At 34.1% G+C, this 19,640-nt stretch carries 19 protein-coding genes and 1 riboswitch; of the genes, 13 read left to right on the top strand and 6 right to left on the bottom strand.

Annotated elements, in window-relative coordinates; genetic code table 11:
• Positions 1-53: 53 nt before the first annotated feature.
• Positions 54-740: a ribose 5-phosphate isomerase A gene (locus IDG66_RS11390; protein WP_000655864.1), complete on the top strand. Its 687-nt coding sequence runs from the start codon at positions 54-56 to the stop codon at positions 738-740.
• Between the two features lie 65 nt (positions 741-805).
• Here the strand turns inward: IDG66_RS11390 and sdpC are convergent, their stop codons facing one another.
• Positions 806-2,065: a peptidoglycan release complex CPBP-like subunit SdpC gene (gene sdpC, locus IDG66_RS11385; protein WP_000794442.1), complete on the bottom strand. Its 1,260-nt coding sequence runs from the start codon at positions 2,063-2,065 to the stop codon at positions 806-808.
• 289 nt (positions 2,066-2,354) lie between these two features.
• On the opposite strand from sdpC, the gene hutG reads away from it, so the two are divergent.
• Positions 2,355-3,290 carry a formimidoylglutamase gene (hutG, locus tag IDG66_RS11380; protein WP_103143705.1) on the top strand — a complete coding sequence of 312 codons (936 nt, stop codon included), beginning with the start codon at positions 2,355-2,357 and terminating at the stop codon, positions 3,288-3,290.
• A gap of 492 nt (positions 3,291-3,782) precedes the next feature.
• Here the strand turns inward: hutG and IDG66_RS11375 are convergent, their stop codons facing one another.
• Positions 3,783-4,667, bottom strand: coding sequence for a LysR family transcriptional regulator (locus IDG66_RS11375; RefSeq protein WP_000691833.1), 885 nt, complete (start codon positions 4,665-4,667; stop codon positions 3,783-3,785).
• A 159-nt stretch (positions 4,668-4,826) separates the two neighbouring features.
• Here IDG66_RS11375 and hutU point away from each other — a divergent pair, with 159 nt between their 5' ends.
• From hutU to IDG66_RS11340, 7 genes are all read left to right on the top strand, one after another.
• Positions 4,827-6,488 carry a urocanate hydratase gene (gene hutU, locus IDG66_RS11370; protein WP_103143706.1) on the top strand — a complete coding sequence of 554 codons (1,662 nt, stop codon included), beginning with the start codon at positions 4,827-4,829 and terminating at the stop codon, positions 6,486-6,488.
• Positions 6,488-7,726 carry an imidazolonepropionase gene (gene hutI / locus IDG66_RS11365; protein ID WP_000998766.1) on the top strand — a complete coding sequence of 413 codons (1,239 nt, stop codon included), beginning with the start codon at positions 6,488-6,490 and terminating at the stop codon, positions 7,724-7,726. Before hutU ends, hutI begins: the two co-directional genes overlap by 1 nt.
• Before the next feature lie 275 nt (positions 7,727-8,001).
• A complete protein-coding gene (locus IDG66_RS11360; protein ID WP_000523148.1) occupies positions 8,002-9,123 on the top strand; it encodes a M20 peptidase aminoacylase family protein in 1,122 nt (373 codons plus the stop codon).
• Positions 9,124-9,233: 110 nt separating this feature from the next.
• A complete protein-coding gene (locus tag IDG66_RS11355; RefSeq protein ID WP_000730043.1) occupies positions 9,234-10,115 on the top strand; it encodes an SDR family oxidoreductase in 882 nt (293 codons plus the stop codon).
• 486 nt (positions 10,116-10,601) lie between these two features.
• Positions 10,602-11,171, top strand: a complete 570-nt coding sequence (locus IDG66_RS11350; RefSeq protein ID WP_001185193.1) for a hypothetical protein — start codon at positions 10,602-10,604, stop codon at positions 11,169-11,171.
• A gap of 52 nt (positions 11,172-11,223) precedes the next feature.
• Positions 11,224-11,319, top strand: a riboswitch (SAM riboswitch).
• 76 nt (positions 11,320-11,395) lie between these two features.
• A complete protein-coding gene (locus IDG66_RS11345; protein WP_206172198.1) occupies positions 11,396-12,709 on the top strand; it encodes a Na+/H+ antiporter NhaC family protein in 1,314 nt (437 codons plus the stop codon).
• Between the two features lie 166 nt (positions 12,710-12,875).
• On the top strand, positions 12,876-13,382 hold the full coding sequence (locus IDG66_RS11340; RefSeq protein ID WP_001051561.1) for an SRPBCC family protein: 507 nt from the start codon (positions 12,876-12,878) through the stop codon (positions 13,380-13,382).
• A gap of 57 nt (positions 13,383-13,439) precedes the next feature.
• Here the strand turns inward: IDG66_RS11340 and IDG66_RS11335 are convergent, their stop codons facing one another.
• Positions 13,440-14,204 (bottom strand): MurR/RpiR family transcriptional regulator, encoded by a 765-nt coding sequence (locus tag IDG66_RS11335; protein WP_000477989.1) that lies wholly within the window; start codon positions 14,202-14,204, stop codon positions 13,440-13,442.
• Between the two features lie 329 nt (positions 14,205-14,533).
• Here IDG66_RS11335 and IDG66_RS11330 point away from each other — a divergent pair, with 329 nt between their 5' ends.
• Entirely contained in the window at positions 14,534-16,138 is a 1,605-nt protein-coding gene (locus IDG66_RS11330) for an alpha-glucoside-specific PTS transporter subunit IIBC (RefSeq protein ID WP_103143707.1), read from the top strand.
• A gap of 65 nt (positions 16,139-16,203) precedes the next feature.
• Here IDG66_RS11330 and IDG66_RS11325 read toward each other — a convergent pair whose 3' ends face one another.
• The gene (locus IDG66_RS11325) at positions 16,204-16,734 is read right to left on the bottom strand and encodes a hypothetical protein (protein ID WP_000904065.1); all 531 of its coding nucleotides are present in this window, start codon (positions 16,732-16,734) and stop codon (positions 16,204-16,206) included.
• Between the two features lie 267 nt (positions 16,735-17,001).
• Here IDG66_RS11325 and IDG66_RS11320 point away from each other — a divergent pair, with 267 nt between their 5' ends.
• From IDG66_RS11320 to IDG66_RS11310, 3 genes are all read left to right on the top strand, one after another.
• The gene (locus tag IDG66_RS11320; protein ID WP_000486822.1) at positions 17,002-17,919 is read left to right on the top strand and encodes a bile acid:sodium symporter family protein; all 918 of its coding nucleotides are present in this window, start codon (positions 17,002-17,004) and stop codon (positions 17,917-17,919) included.
• A 74-nt stretch (positions 17,920-17,993) separates the two neighbouring features.
• Positions 17,994-18,629, top strand: coding sequence for an HAD family hydrolase (locus tag IDG66_RS11315; RefSeq protein ID WP_000285450.1), 636 nt, complete (start codon positions 17,994-17,996; stop codon positions 18,627-18,629).
• 10 nt (positions 18,630-18,639) lie between these two features.
• Complete coding sequence (locus IDG66_RS11310; protein WP_000971980.1) at positions 18,640-18,831, top strand: hypothetical protein; 192 nt, start codon at positions 18,640-18,642, stop codon at positions 18,829-18,831.
• A 95-nt stretch (positions 18,832-18,926) separates the two neighbouring features.
• On the opposite strand, the gene IDG66_RS11305 is transcribed toward IDG66_RS11310, so the two are convergent.
• Positions 18,927-19,112, bottom strand: a complete 186-nt coding sequence (locus IDG66_RS11305) for a hypothetical protein (RefSeq protein ID WP_000205305.1) — start codon at positions 19,110-19,112, stop codon at positions 18,927-18,929.
• Complete coding sequence (locus IDG66_RS11300) at positions 19,109-19,465, bottom strand: hypothetical protein (protein WP_000917664.1); 357 nt, start codon at positions 19,463-19,465, stop codon at positions 19,109-19,111. Before IDG66_RS11300 ends, IDG66_RS11305 begins: the two co-directional genes overlap by 4 nt.
• Positions 19,466-19,640 lie beyond the last annotated feature (175 nt).

The following is a 19,640-nucleotide window of genomic DNA, read 5'->3' as shown; positions in this document are numbered from 1 at the left end:
AGTCATGTAAAATATGAATTGAATAGATTACATAAATATGGGAGGCTACCTTCATGAAAGATGTCAAAGCACTCAAGTTAATGACATTAAATGATGTTTTAAGTCAAATCAATGGTGATATGACGCTGGGAATTGGTACAGGAAGTACAATGGAATTACTCTTACCTCAAATGGCGCAACTAATTAAAGAACGTGGTTACAATATTACAGGTGTATGCACTTCTAATAAAATTGCATTTTTAGCAAAAGAATTAGGTATTAAAATATGTGAAATCAATGATGTTGATCATATCGACTTAGCAATTGATGGTGCTGATGAAGTAGATCCATCTTTAAATATAATTAAAGGTGGCGGTGGTGCGCTGTTCAGAGAGAAAGTTATAGATGAAATGGCATCGCGTTTTGTTGTGGTTGTCGATGAAACGAAAATAGTTCAATACTTAGGTGAGACGTTTAAGTTACCAGTAGAGGTGGATAAATTTAACTGGTATCACATATTACGTAAAATTGAATCATACGCTGATATAAAAGTAGAACGTCGTGTAAACGAAGATGTCGCATTTATAACTGATAATGGCAATTATATTTTAGATTGTAAGTTACCAAAAGGAATTGACCCATATAAGTTCCATGAGTATTTAATTCATCTGACAGGTGTGTTTGAGACAGGATACTTCTTAGATATGGCAGATCAAGTTATTGTAGGCACTCAAGAGGGTGTTAAAATTTTAGAAAAATAATATATAGTATAGAAAAGCGCTTGCTAGCATCATCTTTTTAAGAGGTACTAGCAAGCGCTTTGTTATTATTTGTTTTTATCTGAAGATTGTTCTTCAGTTTTTTCGATATGTTTTTCTGCATCAATTACAACTGATGAACGTCTGTCTTCTTTATAAGTCGCAGGTTCTTTTAATGATTGCTCTATTTCATCTTCATTTGAATCGTTTGTTAAATCGTCACTTTGTGGTGCTTGTTTAACTGATTCTGCTGATTCTACTGACTCCGAAGTGATGTCATGATCTTCATCATGATTAGATTCAGTTTGATTACCTATGTGATGTTGAGGTTCTGTTTTTTCAGTACCTTCATGAATGCTTGGTTCGTCAGCCACTGTATTTTCAGTATCATTTTTAGCAACACCGACCGTTGATGCAGTAGCTACACCTGTTTTTTCAGCATCTTTAATATTTGAAGAAGATTTTTCAGCCTCAGTATGATTAGTTTCTTCATCGTCATTGACATGGTCTAAATAATTATTAGGCTCAAGTTCTTCAAGGTTTCGTCTTGTTGTTAAATATGCAATACCTCGGATAATTAAGCTTAAACCAATGTATCCTACTGCAACGATTGCTGTTGAAATGGCGATGACTTTGATTGAAAATAGATCGCCGATTTCTTCGCTAAACAAGAAAATAAGTCCGAATGTCATTGAAGCATGGAATGTCGTTGCAATATAAATTGTACGTCCTTTAGTCGCTCTAATTAATTCACCAAGAATCATAGAGAATGAGAATGTATAAAGGAAGTTATAAGCAGCAAATTCTGTACCATAAGTTGTATTTGCTGAGAAAACTGAATACATCAAACCAACAACAATACTTGCAAAGAACGTGTTCATTTTCGTTTCAACAATATTTTGTAAGTATGAGCGGAATCCGAATTCTACTACGAACGCCATCAGAATATGTCCAATCAGAATGTGTGTAATAGGTACTGATAAGCCTGTTGATTGTAATAAAATAAAGCTATCTGCAAATGTATTAAAGCTGTACATACCAATAATTAGAATAATTAAAGGTAAAATTAAAGCTAGCAATAGACGTTCAATTACTTTCAGGCTGATTGAGAATTTTAAACCTGCAAGTTGGACCTTTTTATATTTGAAAACGAGTATACAAATGATTGCAGCAATTAATGGTGCTAGATCTGTAACTTCAAATATAAAGTGTTTGACACCAATTATAGACTGGAAATCTCTGAGCATAATGGATAACGCCATTGTAATGACAAAGAAGACGAAAATCGTCATTGCCCATTGAAAACCAGAAATTTTATTGTTCTTCATTATATGTAACCTCCATTAGGTAACAAGCAAAATATCTTTTAGTAACAATTATACATATTACAAGCCGAGAGATAAATTGTCTATGTCAATATTAATGAAAATGTAATAGTCTTGACGTATTTTATTAACATAAATCAGCTAAGTATTCGTTATTACATAGAAAATAGGGGTAAAAGTAATGTAGATAAGTATTTTTAAGGTACGGATTTAACTATGAATTGAATTCAAAATTTCCTATACGTTATACTTTAATTGTTAATAAGCCACATAAATAAGAGGGGGAAATGCTGTGTACAAGCAAGGTGAACCAAATTTATGGACTGGAAGGTTAGATAGTGAAACAGACCCGAAAAAATTTAGACATTTTCAAACAGTAACATTTGAAGATTTGTCTAAGCTGGAAAAGAGTAGTATGCCATCAGGGGTCGGTATATTAGGCTATGCTGTTGACAAAGGTGTTGCTTTAAACAAGGGGCGCATTGGTGCAAAAGAAGGGCCAGATGCGATTAAACAAGTATTTGCAGGTTTGCCGGATTTGAATCAATGTGAAACTTTAGTCGATTACGGAAATGTTTATCATGATCATGAGGAATTAATTGATACTCAAAAAGAATTTGCTATGCTTGCAGCGAAGTCAATTGCTAATCATAGACAAACATTTTTATTAGGCGGTGGACATGATATTGCGTATGCACAATATTTAGCTACGCGTAAAGTTTATCCAACACAGTCAATCGGTGTGATTAACATTGATGCGCATTTTGATACTCGTGCTGAACAAGAATCAACATCTGGTACGAGTTTTAGACAAATTTTAGAAGAGGATGACAATACTGATTATTTAGTTCTTGGTATAGCTCAAGGTGGTAATACGCAAAGTTTATTTGATTATGCTAAAGAGAAAAAGATTGATTATGTCTTTGCAGATGAATTATTAAACCATGTGTCGCCACCTATTAAAGATATGATTGAGCGTTTTGTGCATGAACATGACGTCATTATGTTTACGATTTGTATGGATGTCATTGATAGTGCATTTGCACCAGGGGTAAGTGCGCCTGCAGTGTTAGGTTTGTATCCACATACTGTTCTTGAATTAGCAAAACGTATTATTCCAAGTGATAAGGTGTCTTCAGTTAGTATTGCTGAGATGAATCCAACATATGACGCTGACAATAGAACTGCTAAGCTCGTTGCTAATTTAGTGCATCATTTTTTAAAATAATTAAAAATATTTATATGTGACGAGATTTGCATTGCAGGGCAGAATGTGAGTATTTCTTAATAGAAGTTATATTAACGTTGATATATTTGAAAAATAATTGCAGTAAGAAGACTCTTAAGTTGTAGTCATCTTACTGCTTATTTATGTTTGTTGGTCTGAATGTAATGATTTATACATGTAAATCATAAAATTGGTTGTGAAATTGTTTTACAGTTGACTGAGCAACTGCATAAGAGGCTCTAATAACTTAAGTTAAAGGCAAAAGGTATACAGTTGACTGAGCAACTGCATAAGAGGTTCTAATAACTTAAGTTAAAGGCAAAAGGTATACAGTTGACTGAGCAACTGCATAAGAGGCTCTAATAACTTAAGTTAAAGGCAAAAGGTATACAGTTGACTGAGCAACTGCATAAGAGGCTCTAATAACTTAAGTTAAAGGCGAAAGGTATACAGTTGACTACGCAACTGCATAAGAGGCTCTAATAACTTAAGTTAAAGAGCCTCTAAAAGTCCATATAAATAATCTTGGCATTGTTGTACGAATGTATGTACTTGTTCGGAGTGTTTGCGTTTTTTATGGTAATTGATATAAATTTTTCGGCCTAAGTTTGGACGAATTTTTTTATATTCTAAATTAGACGTGTGAAATGATTGGTAATAAAATCTCGGAATGATAGCGTAACCTAAGCCGAGATGAACAAATCCAACTGCTGATTCGAATCGATCTGTTTCTACAACGACATTTGGACGAATATTTCTTCTATTAAAATAGTCATCTAAGTGTTTGCGCACTTGAGAATTTTTGTTTGGTAATATGAGTGGCAAATTTTCAACATCTACCCAATTTTGATTTTTAAATGTTTCCTTGGGTGCTAATAAAATGTAAGATTCCTCATATAATGGAATAGATTTTATATCTTCGTGGGTTATTTTTTCATTTGTTATAGCTAAATGAATATTAAAATTCAGTAATTGCTCTATAGATTGATGTTTATCATGTATTTCATATAAACGATATTGCTGTTCAGGGTAGTCGGAATGGTGCTTTCGAATTAAATTCGCAATCCATTGATTCGTAGATTCAAGAGTCCCAATTTTTATCCTTGGTTCTGATGTAACGCTTAAATCATACATTTTTTCCATCGTGGATCGATATTGTTGAACTAATTCGCTCGCATAACGATAAAACTGTATTCCTTTTTCGGTAATCTTGATGTCTTTTGTTGAACGTGTAAATAAGTCATAACCTAAATCTGCTTCCATTTTTTTAATCGTAGCAGTTAAAGATGGCTGGCTAATATGTAAAAATTGTGCAGCTTTAGTAAAACTATTATATTTCACGATAGCCAAGAAGTATTCTAACTGAATAATTTTCATGTGTTTTGCTCCTTTTATTTATAGATTCAAGCTATGGATAATTAGTTTATTTATATTTGTTGGCTATATTTTAACATACTATAATGAATATTGAAGATAATAATGTAAGCGTTTTAAATTTAGTGGAATTAACTTCTAAAAAGAACAGGAGCGAATTTTATGAGAAAAATTCAAGCAAAAAAAGGTTTGAGTATTGAGTGTAAAGGTTGGGAACAAGAAGCAGTACTTAGAATGTTATACAACAATTTAGACCCAGAAGTTGCTGAAAGACCAGAAGATTTAGTTGTTTATGGTGGTATTGGAAAAGCAGCACGTAATTGGGAAGCTTTTGAAGCAATAGAGAAAACGTTACGAGAATTAGAATCAGATGAGACAATGTTAGTACAATCAGGAAAGCCAGTTGCTGTATTTAAAACACATGAAGAAGCGCCACGTGTATTAATTTCAAATTCAGTATTAGTGCCTGAATGGGCAAACTGGGATCATTTTAATGAATTAGATAAAAAAGGTTTAATCATGTATGGACAGATGACAGCCGGTAGTTGGATATATATTGGTTCTCAAGGTATTGTGCAAGGTACTTATGAGACATTTGCCGAGCTAGGTAATCAACACTTTAATGGAGATTTAGCAGGCACTGTTACACTGACAGCAGGTTTAGGTGGTATGGGTGGTGCGCAACCGTTAGCAATTACTATGAATCATGGGGTAGCAATTTGCGTGGATGTTGATGAAACACGTGTTGATAAGCGAATTGATACGAAATACTGTGATGTTAAAACAGCTGATTTAGATGAAGCATTAAAATTAGCAGAAGAGGCGAAAGAACGTGGAGAAGGATTATCAATCGGGTTAGTTGGAAATGCTGTAGACATCCATCAAGCGATTCTAGAAAAAGGATTTAAAATTGACATTATTACTGACCAAACAAGTGCACATGATCCGCTAAATGGATATGTGCCACAAGGATACTCTGTAGAAGAAGCGAAAGTATTGCGTGAAAAAGATCCGAAAAAATATGTTGAACTGTCACAAGCTTCAATGGCAAAGCATGTTGAATTAATGCTTGAATTCCAAAAACGTGGCGCTGTAGCATTTGATTATGGTAACAATATTCGTCAAGTAGCCTTCAATAACGGAGTGAAAAATGCTTTTGACTTCCCAGGCTTTGTACCAGCTTACATTAGACCATTATTCTGTGAAGGTAAAGGGCCATTCCGCTTTGCTGCGTTGAGTGGTGATCCAAAAGATATCGAGCGTGCGGATGAAGAAATGAGCAAACTTTTCCCAGAAAATGAAAAGTTATTAAGATGGCTTGATTTAGCTGAAGAAAAAATTTCATATCAAGGACTACCATCACGTATTGCTTGGTTAGGCTATGGAGAAAGAGCGAAAATGGGCTTAGCTTTAAATCGTCTTGTACGTGACGGTGAAATTTCAGCACCAATTGTTATTGGACGAGACCATTTAGATGCTGGTTCAGTTGCTAGTCCTAACCGTGAAACAGAAAGTATGAAAGATGGTAGTGACGCGGTTGGTGATTGGGCTGTATTGAATGCACTCATTAACACAGCTGCAGGTGGTTCATGGATTTCATTCCATCACGGTGGCGGTGTTGGCATGGGATATTCACTTCATGCGGGTATGGTTGTTGTAGCAGATGGATCAGAGCGTGCTGAAAGAAGATTGGAACGTGTATTGACGACTGACCCAGGTATGGGTGTTGCCCGACATGTTGATGCTGGCTATGACATCGCTATTCAAACAGCTAAAGAAAAAGGTATTCATATTCCAATGATTGATAAAGCAGGTGATAAGTAATGAATGATTTAATAATTAATCATATAGCAGAATTAATTTTACCGAGATCAACAGATAAACCTTTGAAGGGTAAGGAATTAGATGAATTAAATGTTGTGAAAAATGGTACAGTTGTCATTAAAGATGGCAAAATTGTATATGCTGGAACACATACAGATGACTACGATGCGACTGAGACGATTGATGCTAGTGGGAAGGTAGTGTCCCCAGCATTAGTAGATGCACATACCCATTTAACATTTGGTGGATCTCGAGAACATGAGATGTCATTAAAACGTCAAGGTAAGTCTTACCTTGAAATATTAGAAATGGGTGGTGGCATATTATCTACCGTTAATGCTACTAGAGAAACATCCGAAGATGACTTGTTTAAAAAAGCAGAGCATGATTTGCTTACTATGATTAAACACGGCGTGCTTGCAGTTGAAAGTAAGAGTGGTTATGGATTAGATAGAGAAAATGAACTGAAGCAATTGAAAGTGTCTAATCGTTTAGCTGAGAAATATGATTTAGACATGAAACATACTTTCCTAGGGCCTCATGCTGTACCTAAAGAGGCAAGTTCAAATGAGGCATTTTTAGAAGAAATGATTGCGTTACTTCCGGAAGTAAAACAATATGCAGACTTTGCGGATATTTTCTGTGAAACAGGTGTATTTACAATAGAACAATCGCAACATTATATGCAAAAAGCCAAAGAAGCAGGTTTTAAAGTGAAAATACATGCGGATGAAATTGATCCGTTAGGCGGACTGGAATTAGCAATTGATGAACAAGCAATATCAGCAGACCACTTAGTAGCTTCTAGTGATAAAGGAAAAGAAAAGTTGCGAAATAGTGATACTGTAGCTGTCCTCTTACCTGCAACGACGTTCTATTTAGGTAAAGAAGATTATGCAGATGCAAGAGGCATGCTAGACAATAACGGTGCGATTGCATTAGCAACTGATTATAACCCTGGTAGTAGTGTCACAAACAACTTACAACTTGTTATGGCGATTGCAGCCTTGAAATTAAAGCTATCACCTAATGAAGTTTGGAATGCTGTTACGGTCAATGCTGCTAAAGCAATAGACATTAACGCGGGTACAATTAACACAGGTGATAAGGCTAATTTAGTAATTTGGGATGCACCAAATCATGAATATATTCCATATCATTTTGGTATCAATCACGCAGAAAAAGTTATTAAAGACGGTAAGGTCATCGTAGATAACACATTATCTTTTAAAGCATAAAATAATTAGAAAGCTCTAAGCATTGGTTTACACTAATGTTTAGAGCTTTTGTGGTTTGTAAAAACAAGTTTATCCGAGAACACGTTTTTGTATAGATTCTTAATTATAAAAGTTAGAATAGTTTGACAACAGTGTTACGATATTATTAAACAACTGTCTATCATTAGCGAAAGTAATTAACAAGAGTACATTGTTGTGAAATCATCGTTTAATAGTCAAAGATGATCATCGTAGGGTAGACAACATATCATTGACTTAAGGAAGGGGAATGACCGATGGGATTAAAAGATCAAGCTGTTACCTGGAGAAGGTATTTTCATCAATTTCCAGAACTATCCGATAAAGAATTTAAGACTACACAAAAAATTAAAGATATTTTAACAGAACATCATATTAGAATATTAGACTTACCACTTGCGACTGGGCTTGTTGCTGAAGTGGGACAAGGTCTGAGTTGTATAGCTGTTCGGGCTGACATTGATGCTTTACCGATTCAAGAGCTTGTTGAACAGGATTTTAAATCTGAAAATGAAGGTGTTATGCATGCGTGCGGTCATGATATTCACATGGCTAGTATTTTGGCTACGGCTGTAAAATTAAAAGAAATTGAGGGCACTCTTACTGGGCGTGTTAAATTCATTTTTCAACCAGCAGAAGAACTAGGACATGGCGCTTTTAAAATTATTGAAACACATGCATTAAAAGATGTACAAGCAGTATTGGGTTTTCATAATGACCCATCGCGTTCGGTAGGTACATTTGCAATCAAAACAGGGGCAATTACATCAGCAGTAGATCGTTTTGAGTTTCATATTAAAGGCGTGGGTGGTCATGCTGCAAAGCCAGAACAATGCAACGATCCAGTTATTGTGTTGGCGCAATTGATTAATAGTATTCAATCCATAGTTAGTAGAAATCTATCTGCGTTTGATGAAGCGGTAGTAACAATTGGACAAATATCATGTGGTAATACTTGGAATGTCATTGCTGATCATGCGTATGTACAAGGCACAGTGCGTAGTTTTGATCCTGTGGTACGAAAGCTTGTAGAAACACGATTACAAGATATTGCGGACGGATTGGCTCAAGCATATAATATGAAAATTAATTTAAATTATACACATTTACCTGGCGCTGTGATGAATGATGAGGCATTGACGCATAAAGCAATTGCAGTAGCCCAACATGTTGGATATAAGGTGGAAATGATGGAACAGCCGCTTACGATTGGAGAAGATTTTTCAGGTTATAGTCAACATTTTCCAAGTGTATTTGCGTTAATTGGTTCTCATAGTGAATATGATTTACATCATCCTCAATATAAACCGGATGAAAGGATTCTTGAAAAAGTACCTGAGTATTTTGTTGAATTTGTAAAAAGACTATTGCATGAGTAATTCGAGCTTGTTTTTATAAAGAAGAAAGTAATTTTTAGTGTAATCATGATTAAGTTCCTAGGAAGATTGGGTAAATAATAACCATTAAGCGAATAAGGAGATGTTAAAAAATGGCAGCTCAAGATCCTAGAACAAAATTTAAAACAACGGATTATGAAAAACAAGAACAAGAGGTACCGGGTTTACAATCTGAAATGACGCCAGCACCTGATTGTGGCGAAACGTCTTACCAAGGTCATCAACGCTTACAAGGCTATAAAATATTAGTCACAGGTGGTGACTCAGCAATAGGGCGTGCAGCAGCAATTGCGTATGCTAAAGAAGGTGCAGATGTAGCGATTAACTATCTTCCGAGTGAAGAACAAGATGCACAAGAAGTACGCCAAGTGATTGAAGAAAGTGGTCAAAAGGCAGTGTTAATTCCTGGTGATATAAGAGATGAGCAGTTCAACTATGACCTTGTTGAACAAGCATATCAACAATTAGGTGGCTTAGATAATGTTACTTTAGTTGCTGGACATCAACAGTATCATGATGATATTCATGGATTTACAACTGAGGCATTTACAGAAACATTTGAAACGAATGTCTATCCGCTATTTTGGACAGTTCAAAAAGCATTGGAATATTTAAAACCGGGTGCGTCAATTACAACGACATCATCTGTACAAGGTTATAATCCTAGTCCTATTCTTCATGATTATGCCGCTTCAAAAGCAGCAATTATTTCATTAACTAAAAGTTTTTCAGAAGAATTAGGACCAAAAGGAATTAGAGTGAACTGTGTAGCGCCTGGTCCATTCTGGTCACCATTACAAATTTCTGGTGGACAACCTCAAAGTAAAATCCCAACATTTGGTCAAAAAACACCTTTAGGTCGTGCAGGTCAACCTGTTGAGTTATGTGGAACTTATGTGCTATTAGCGTCAGAAGAATCAAGTTATACAACTGGACAAGTGTTCGGTGTTAGCGGTGGAGTGCAAATAGATTAGGTTTGTATGAAGCTTTTAATTGAACAACATAATATTAATTTAGTTACTTCAATCCATTAAATTAAAATGAATTGGTGAAGTGTATTTTAAATAGTCGGTAAAGGTGTGTATCTTTATCGGCTTATTTTAATACTCTGTCATAAGGAGCGTTTGCTCAGGGTGTGGATTATAAGGTTTAAGCAGAATAAACTTTCTTAATGAGGATGTCAGGACAACAACGAAAAAATTAAAAAATGTTGCGGGATTGGGTTTAGGGACGGTTAGTGGAAGAAAGTTAAATTCATTAACAAGTGAAATACCTAAGGCTAGATATTAAACGTCAGAACGGACAAAGAATAATAGGATATGTTTTCAATTAAATAGCGAAGTATTTATATGTTAAGATGATGTAAATTACATAGAAACGCTACCCGTAGAAGTACTGATCATAGAAACGCTGATAAACGTAAATTTGCAAACTCGATATTAAACAAAGGGGTTGTTATTATGGCATTAATAGTATCTAGAGCTATATTATTTTTGATTTTAGCATTAGCTTTTGGAATAGCGACTGTTTTTCCTGAACAAAAATTACCATTATATATAGTATTCACATTATTTGTAGCAGTTGCGATCGTTTCGAATGTATGGTTTACACATCAAAACGTTAAAAAGCATATCATTAAGTTTAACAAATACGTCGCATACTTTTTATCCTTTGTCTCAGGGTTACTTTACATTGGATTTGTAATTTATACATTAACTATAGGGAGCTATGATGTTTTACCAATTATTATATTTGCAATAAGTATCGTATTGGTTCAAATATTAGAAAATATACTGGGAATCAGTATAAAAAATACGCGTCTATCAAACAAACAGTTGAAAGTCATCTCCAAGCAACGTGTTCAGCAATTTAAAGTCATATCATTAATATTAGTAAGTGTGTCTATCGTGTTCATTTTTATTGCATTAATGCTTAAATGGTGGCTTTTACTTGTTATTAGCATTATTGTTTTGATTATTATTACAGTAGCAATGATTGTTTATGAAAAATATTATACGACTCCTGATTAATTTATGATTGACGTACTAAGGATTATCTTGTAACGTAAACGTAAATAAGCATCACTTATCTAGAGAGGTGGAGGGACTGGCCCTATGAAGCCTCGGCAACATCTCGAATGTGCCAATTCCAGTAACCGTAATGGTTTGAAGATAAGCAGGTAAAGCACATGAAAACCTCTTTCTTCATCGTTTGTGAGAAAGAGGTATTTTTAATTGGAAAGCAGGTAAAAAGGATGGAAGTACATAAAAAGAGCAATGCTTGGGCATTATTCCCCTTGTTATTATTTGTGGCGTTGTTTTTAGGCGTAGGTATTATCACAGGTGATTTTACTTCAATGCCATTAAATGTTGCAATTACGATAACGGTAATTGTGGCGTTATTAATGAATCGAAAAGAATCATTTGCTAAAAAAGTTGAGGTCTTCACGAAAGGTGCAGGCCATTCAAACATTATTTTAATGATGTTGATTTTTATTTTAGCAGGTGCATTTTCAAATACAGCTGAAAAAATGGGTGGCGTAAAGTCGACAGTTAATTTAGGACTATCATTAATCCCAGAAAATTTAATTATTGTAGGATTGTTTGTGATTTGTATGTTTGTTTCTATATCTATGGGGACGTCTGTAGGGACTGTTGCTGCAATAGCACCTGTTGGTTACGGATTTGCACAAGCGACAGATGTACCAACTGCGCTAGCAATGGCTACAGTTGTTGGAGGTGCAATGTTCGGCGATAATCTATCAATGATTTCAGATACAACAATTGCTGCGGTTAGAACACAACATACGAAAATGAAAGATAAATTCAGAGTAAACTTTAAAATTGTATTGCCAGGTGCTATTTTAACGATTATTATTCTGTATTTCTTAACGAATGGCATTTCTTTAAATCATGCTAAAAGCTATGATTATAATCTAATTAAAGTTGTACCGTATATTTTAGTATTGGTATTAGCATTATTAGGTGTAAATGTCATTATCGTATTGATTGGCGGAACATTATTAGCCGGAATCATTGGTCTCATAGATGGTTCATTCGGTTGGATGGGGCTACTAGATGCAGTGTCCAAAGGTATTATAAGCATGGAAGATATTGCTATGATTGCGTTGCTAATTGGTGGTTTAGTCGGTATTATTCAACACAATGGTGGTATTGAATGGTTGTTGCAATTTGTTCGCTCTAAAGTGAAATCAAAGCGTGGCGCAGAATTAGGAATTGCGAGTTTGGTAAGTGTCGCAGATATTGCCACGGCAAACAACACCATCTCTATTATTATGTCAGGTCCTTTAGCTAAAAATATTGCAGATGAATATGATGTAGATTCAAGGAAATCAGCAAGTATTCTTGATATATTTGGAGGCTGCTTCCAAGGTTTATTACCATATAGCCCGCAAGTCATTTCAGCGGCTGGTGTAGCTGGTATTTCACCGTTAATGTTATTCCCATACAGCATTTATCCTATATTATTAGGTGTATGCGGACTTATTGCGATTTTATTTAATTTTCCAAAGCTAAAAAAGAACACTAGTCAAGAAATGAAACGTTAATGCTTAACAATATATCGATGTAGCCAAGTAAGGTGGCTTGTTATATTAACAGATCATGTTGTACTCACCGTATAACGCTAATCTTTTAAAAATGATGATCATCTATGTTTGGAACTGAGCAAAAATACGTTAAAATAAAAGTAAGAGCGAAAGTGGGTGGACAACAGTGGCAAAATTTAATGTAGAGAATGAACATGTCGAAGTTGAAGTTGAAAAGCTTTATAAATTTTCTCCAGAGTTAGTATACGAAGCTTGGACAAAGAAAGATTTGTTGAAACAATGGTTTATGACATCGGCCAGAACGAATAAAGAGATTGAAGCGGACGTTAAAGAAGGCGGTAAATATCGTATTGTAGATCAACAACGTAATGGCAAAGTAAATGTGATTGAAGGCATTTATGAATCTTTAGTTATGGATGAATACGTTAAGATGACTATCGGTATGCCTGGACTAAGTGAAACACAAGATGTCATTGAGGTAGAATTTTTTGAACGTGAAACAGGTGGCACCCAAATGCTATTTTATTATCGTTCATTAGTTGAAAAAGAAAGACGATTTACTAATTTAGAATACAAGCAAAAGAAAAAAGAATATCATGATGCCATGGTGCATGGTTTCGAATTGATGTTTGATAAGATGTACCACGTTATCGAAACATCAACACAACAATAAAATGATAAAAGGAAGTTATGATAGGCTCAAGGCCATTAAATCATAACTTCCTTTTTTCTAATTTGAAATATCATTATGTAGTAAATACTCATTATATTTTCTTACAAGTGTTTCAAAGAATATATGATAACTGATGAAGCTAGAATAGTCTGTACCATCAGTTAAGTAGAATGTGTTACTGGATACATAGACGTTGTAATTTGCTTTTTGAGCAAGGGTATTATCTTTCATTGTAGTAACAGAAATAAAGTATTTTTGTCTAAGTTGAAGCAAGTTTGTTACTTCTAATAATTCATGTGTTTCACCTGATAATGAAATAATAAAGAATAAATCATTAGGTTCACTCTTGTTCAAAATCATTTTAAGTTCATGTTCATCATGAAGTACAATGACATGATTATGTAACGTTAACAATATACGCTGTGCCTCTGAAGCAACGTTTAACTGTGCACGCCCTGTACCATACAAATATATTGTTGAAGCTGTATGCATTTTTTCAGTAAGAAGCTGGTAATCAACGCGTTCTAAATAACTGAATGTACTATCGATTTCTTGTTTGAAACTATCGATAGAGTTAGAAGGTAATTGGTGTGTCTTATTACTTTCAAATTTAAGGTACGATTTAAAATCACTATAACCGTCAAAACCTAATTTGCGTGTAAATCTGTGAATGGTTGCATTCGAGGCATGTGTGAATTGCGCTAAATCTTGTATTTTCATATTTTTACATTCATCTATATGTGTATTGATAAAGTGAGCGATATGTAAATCATTATCATTAAGTTTATCAAAGTTTCGATTAATGTGTTCATCTAAAAACATATTCAACCTCCTTGAAAATAAATGTGTGATAGATCGTTATTACATTAAAATCTTGTATGTCATTATATATATTTGTGTATTGATATAGGTTTGATTATGCGTTTAAAACGAATGTATTACAAATACAACGATGTCATATATAAGGTCGTGAAAAAATTTTCACTATATGAAAAGATAATCTGATTATACAAAATACTTTCAAAATACGTCAATGTCGTTGTAGGTGTGTAAGCGTTTACTATATATTATATTTAAATAGTAAGACATCTATTTATAAATGAATCTAATTAGATGTATTGTTAGGAAAGATGATATGGAGGGAATAGAAGATGAATGCGATAAAGCGTTTCGGTAGTGCAATGATTGTACCGGTATTAATGTTCGCTTTCTTTGGGATAGTGCTTGGCTTTGCGACATTATTTAAAAATCCTACAATCATGGGGAGTTTAGCAGATCAACATACGTTTTGGTTTAAATTTTGGTCAGTAATAGAATCTGGTGGCTGGGTTATTTTTACGCATATGGAAGTTGTATTTGTTGTAGGTTTACCACTTTCTTTAGCTAAAAAAGCACCAGGTCATGCAGCACTTGCAGCATTGATGGGTTACTTAATGTTTAATACATTTATAAATGCCATTTTAACGCAATGGCCACATACGTTTGGCGCTAATTTAGAAAAAGGCGTTGAAAATGTACCTGGTTTAAAATCAATTGCAGGTATTGCCACATTGGATACGAATATTCTAGGTGGTATTATTATTTCAGCTATTATTACTTGGATTCACAATAGATACTATAGTAAACGATTACCAGAAATGGTTGGTGTATTCCAAGGTTTAACATTTGTAGTTACGATTTCATTTTTTGTGATGTTACCATTAGCAGCAATTACTTGTGTTATTTGGCCAACTGTTCAGCACGGTATTGGTTCAATGCAACACTTTATCATCGCTTCAGGCTATATCGGTGTTTGGCTGTACCACTTCTTAGAACGTGTATTAATACCAACAGGATTACATCACTTTATTTATGCACCAATTGAAGTTGGACCAGTAGTACTCAATCACGGCTTGAAAGCTGAATGGTTACAACATTTAAATGAGTTTGCTAAGAGTACTAAGCCATTAAAAGAGCAATTCCCTTATGGCTTTATGCTTCAAGGAAATGGGAAAGTATTTGGATGTTTAGGTATTGCTTTAGCAATGTATGCTACGACACCTAAAGAAAATCGTAAAAAAGTAGCAGCATTACTTATTCCTGCAACATTAACAGCAGTCGTTGTAGGTATTACTGAGCCATTAGAATTTACATTCTTATTCATCGCACCATACTTATTTGTTTTACACGCAGTTTTAGCAGCATCAATGGATACTTTAATGTACGCATTTGGTGTTGTAGGTAACATGGGTGGTGGCTTGTTAGACTTTATTTCAACAAACTGGTTGCCATTAGGTAAAGAACATTGGGGTACTTATGTTGCACAAGTTATTATCGGTCTGATATTTGTAGCGATTTACTTCTTCTTATTCAGATTCTTAATTTTGAAATTTGATATTCCATTACCTGGACGTAAGAAAACAGAAGAGGAAGTTAAATTATTTTCTAAGCAAGATTACAAAAATAAAAAAGGTGATAGCGTAGATTCTAAACGTGCTTCAACAGGTAATGAATACGAAGACAAAGCTGCGTATTACCTCGACGGTTTAGGCGGCAAAGAAAATATCAAAGATGTTACTAACTGTACAACAAGATTACGCTTAACTGTTTATGATGAAAGTAAAGTTGCGGATACGGAATATTTCACGCATCAACAAATGGCACACGGATTAGTAAAGAGTGGTAAGAGTATCCAAGTTGTAGTAGGTATGACAGTACCACAAGTTCGTGAAGCATTTGAACAAATGGTTGAGGATCAATCGTCCGAAGATAAATAATACAAAAAAAGACACATCACTATACGCAATCATTGTAAATGATCATCGTATAGATGTGTCTTTTGTTATGATATACGAGCTTTGCTCATAGATGACGATCTATAATTGGCAGATAGAATGTCGATATTTCTAGTTGCAATCGTATGTAACAATTTAGCAAATATTTCTGGCGTACATATAATATGTGCATGAGACTTATTCAACGTATAAGTGATATCAGTGTGATTTTGGAACATATTCATAATATCGATGACTTTGTCTTTAATGAAAGCATCTTGCAAGCCATCAATATTGATATCGAAACGCTTTGCAGATTGATATAAATTATCAGAATCAAGTAATTCATTTATTTTCTTTGGTGAAAGTACTTGGAAAATACTATACTGATGAAAACTTAAAAATGAAATGAAGTATGGAAGTTGTTGCTTTGGTAAGCTAATTTCTAATACATACTGATTAAACTGTTTGTTTATTGAGAATTGCAACGCATCACAAAATTGTACACTTTTGCATAACTTACTTAATTTTTTTCTAGTAGTACGGTCATTTAAACCGGCGATGTTGATGATGTATGTTTCGAATTTATCAATTAACATGTGAGGACCTCCCGAGGAATACATGGCATTAAATACACGTTTAATATTTATAAAGGTGACTTAATTTTGTTCAAGTTGATTTTACCACGCTTTTTTTCTTTATTCACTAAGACTTTTGAATGAAGTTTAAAATAATTTTTTATCAGTGATAAAATATTTGCAATAAGAAGAGAATGACTAAATAACCTTAATTTTCAGAAAAGTAATTGTAACCTTACTGGTCTTATGGTAATATTTTTCAATATTATCGACGAGGATGTGTTAACAATGTTTCAAAAATTGAGTATATTTGCCACGAAGAGTTTTTTGGTATGGATGTTAGTAGCAGCTGTTATTGGATTTATTTCCCCACAACATGTTGCGACATTAGGTAAGTGGGTACCTTATTTACTTGGTATTGTTATGTTAGGTATGGGATTAACAATTACACCTAATGATTTCAAAATGGTCTTTAAAGCACCTAGAGCAGTAATTATTGGTGTCTGTCTACAATTCAGTATTATGCCCACATTAGCATTTATAATTGCAAAGTCTTTTCATTTACCACCTGATATTGCTGTTGGCGTAATATTAGTTGGATGTTGTCCGGGTGGGACATCAAGTAATGTAATGAGTTATTTAGCCAAAGCTAACGTAGCACTTTCTGTTTCTATTACGACGGTCTCTACGTTGCTAGCGCCATTCGTTACACCTGCGTTAATATATCTATTTGCAAATGAATGGTTGGAAGTATCTTTCTTGAGTATGTTGTGGTCAGTTGTTCAAGTTGTATTAATTCCAATTGCTTTAGGTATTGTTTTGCAAATTATTAATCGTAAAATTGCTGAAAAAGCTTCTACAGCTTTGCCAATTATATCAGTTGTTGCTATTTCATTAATTTTAGCAATAGTTGTAGGTGGCAGTAAGCACCAAATCTTAACTACAGGATTATTAATATTTTTAGTAGTTATTTTACATAACGTATTAGGATATACGATTGGATATTGGTTAGCTCGTCTTTTAAAATTAGATCGACAAGATCAAAAAGCAGTCAGTATTGAAGTTGGAATGCAGAACTCTGGTTTAGCTGTGTCATTAGCAGCATTGCATTTTAATCCAATTGCAGCAGTACCAGGCGCAGTGTTTAGTTTCATTCATAATATAACAGGGCCTATTTTAGCAAAGTATTGGTCAAAAAAGTTATAATTGCACTAATAGAATGAAGTGGTCATCGGACTGTGTTAAGCTTTGATAAAGAGAAAAAATAGAGGAGTAAATATATGTATAGAGCAGTTATATTTGATTTCGATGGAACAATAATAGATACGGAACAACATTTATTTAATGTTATTAATAAACATTTAGAGATGCATAATGCCGATCCTATAAGCATTGATTTTTATCGTTCTTCTATTGGAGGAGCAGCTACAGATTTGCATGACCATTTAATTAAAGCGATTGGTTCGGAAAATAAAGATAAACTTTATGAAGAACATCATCTTACTAGTACAACATTACCGATGATTGATACGATTAAATCATTGATGGCATTTTTAAAGCAACGTCACATTCCTATGGCGATTGCCACAAGTAGTGTGAAAGCGGAAATAATGCCTACCTTTAAAGCATTAGGTCTAGATGATTATATAGAGGTAGTTGTTGGTAGAGAAGATGTTGAACAAGTTAAACCTGATCCTGAATTATATTTATCTGCAGTACAACAATTAAATTATATGCCGACACAATGTTTGGCTATTGAAGATTCTGTAAATGGTGCAACAGCCGCGATTGCAGCTGGATTAGATGTTATTGTTAATACGAATAAAATGACAAGCGCACAGGACTTTTCTAATGTAGATTATGTAGCAAAAGATATTGATTACGATCAAATTGTAGCGCGTTTCTTTACGAAATAGGAGGCGTATCATGATGGGTTACATTATATTGTTTTTTCTAGCTGGTCCAGTAATTTTAGGCGTTGGAAATTTGGTGATTGGTCCTATATTTAACAAACAGACACCATTTCGCGTGCAAGTAAGATCTTTTGTTGTTGGTTCAATGATTTACTTAATACTCGCAACAATTGGCTATTTTTTACTATTACAAGGTAAACTTTAACGAGAAAACCACCTTACCTCATTAAATGGACGACCATATGTATGTGAAATGGTAGAACGTTCATGTTTATGTATGAGATAGGGTGGTTTAAATAGTTACATATATTTTAATAATAACGTCACGATGATAAGTACAATTAAGATAATATCTATGCCTACTATAATTGTAGCTCTTGTTGCATTACTTCCTTGTTCTTTTGCTGATTTCATAGCACGGTAGTTTGGCACAAAGCTAATAATTAGTAAGATTAATACAATTACACCAATTAATGCTGTTGTCATGATGAACGACCTCCTTTATTTTTTTCAATCAATTCCCAAATAAACGTAGCAATCACACCGATGATTAACCCAGTGATGACACCGATTTGTACCGTTAAAAATATGGCGCCGAAAATGATACCAATAATTAATGCAATCGGTAAAGTCGTACCGAGTTTAATCTTGCGCTCTGGAGAATTAATAATAGTAAATACTGTAAGACAAATGAGTATGAAAGCAAGTGTTGCAATAATAGTTCTTCCAACTAAATATAGGATGTCAGGTTTTTCCATACCGATATAATTTATGATGAAAAATGCTACAGCAAAGAGTACCGATATTTTTGTAGCACGTAGCAGTATTTGTTTTAACATTGATATACTCCTTTTTAATATTATTAAAATTATATCATAATTACCAAGAGTAGCTGAAGTTGTATGTGACTCAACGGTTCACGGACAACTTTTTTAATTTTTTAGAAAAATCACAAAATAATTGTTTGCAAAGTTGCAAAAGCCTGCTATAGTAGTTCTGTAAACGATTGCATGG

This window comes from Staphylococcus sp. EG-SA-18 (assembly GCF_017151825.1).
Lineage (GTDB): Bacteria > Bacillota > Bacilli > Staphylococcales > Staphylococcaceae > Staphylococcus > Staphylococcus aureus.
This window is presented reverse-complemented; position numbering and strand designations above follow the sequence as displayed.

Bases quoted from the DNA above. Each gene is read 5' to 3' on its own strand.
- IDG66_RS11320 (WP_000486822.1), top strand. From the start codon at position 17,002: ATGTTTCAAAAATTGAGTATATTTGCCACGAAGAGTTTTTTGGTATGG.
- sdpC (WP_000794442.1), bottom strand. From the start codon at position 2,065: ATGAAGAACAATAAAATTTCTGGTTTTCAATGGGCAATGACGATTTTC.
- IDG66_RS11390 (WP_000655864.1), top strand. From the start codon at position 54: ATGAAAGATGTCAAAGCACTCAAGTTAATGACATTAAATGATGTTTTA.
- IDG66_RS11375 (WP_000691833.1), bottom strand. From the start codon at position 4,667: ATGAAAATTATTCAGTTAGAATACTTCTTGGCTATCGTGAAATATAAT.
- IDG66_RS11305 (WP_000205305.1), bottom strand. From the start codon at position 19,112: ATGACAACAGCATTAATTGGTGTAATTGTATTAATCTTACTAATTATT.
- IDG66_RS11325 (WP_000904065.1), bottom strand. From the start codon at position 16,734: ATGTTAATTGATAAATTCGAAACATACATCATCAACATCGCCGGTTTA.
- IDG66_RS11315 (WP_000285450.1), top strand. From the start codon at position 17,994: ATGTATAGAGCAGTTATATTTGATTTCGATGGAACAATAATAGATACG.
- IDG66_RS11355 (WP_000730043.1), top strand. From the start codon at position 9,234: ATGGCAGCTCAAGATCCTAGAACAAAATTTAAAACAACGGATTATGAA.
- IDG66_RS11330 (WP_103143707.1), top strand. From the start codon at position 14,534: ATGAATGCGATAAAGCGTTTCGGTAGTGCAATGATTGTACCGGTATTA.
- IDG66_RS11350 (WP_001185193.1), top strand. From the start codon at position 10,602: ATGGCATTAATAGTATCTAGAGCTATATTATTTTTGATTTTAGCATTA.
- hutU (WP_103143706.1), top strand. From the start codon at position 4,827: ATGAGAAAAATTCAAGCAAAAAAAGGTTTGAGTATTGAGTGTAAAGGT.
- IDG66_RS11300 (WP_000917664.1), bottom strand. From the start codon at position 19,465: ATGTTAAAACAAATACTGCTACGTGCTACAAAAATATCGGTACTCTTT.
- hutI (WP_000998766.1), top strand. From the start codon at position 6,488: ATGAATGATTTAATAATTAATCATATAGCAGAATTAATTTTACCGAGA.
- IDG66_RS11345 (WP_206172198.1), top strand. From the start codon at position 11,396: ATGGAAGTACATAAAAAGAGCAATGCTTGGGCATTATTCCCCTTGTTA.
- IDG66_RS11335 (WP_000477989.1), bottom strand. From the start codon at position 14,204: ATGTTTTTAGATGAACACATTAATCGAAACTTTGATAAACTTAATGAT.
- IDG66_RS11310 (WP_000971980.1), top strand. From the start codon at position 18,640: ATGATGGGTTACATTATATTGTTTTTTCTAGCTGGTCCAGTAATTTTA.
- IDG66_RS11360 (WP_000523148.1), top strand. From the start codon at position 8,002: ATGGGATTAAAAGATCAAGCTGTTACCTGGAGAAGGTATTTTCATCAA.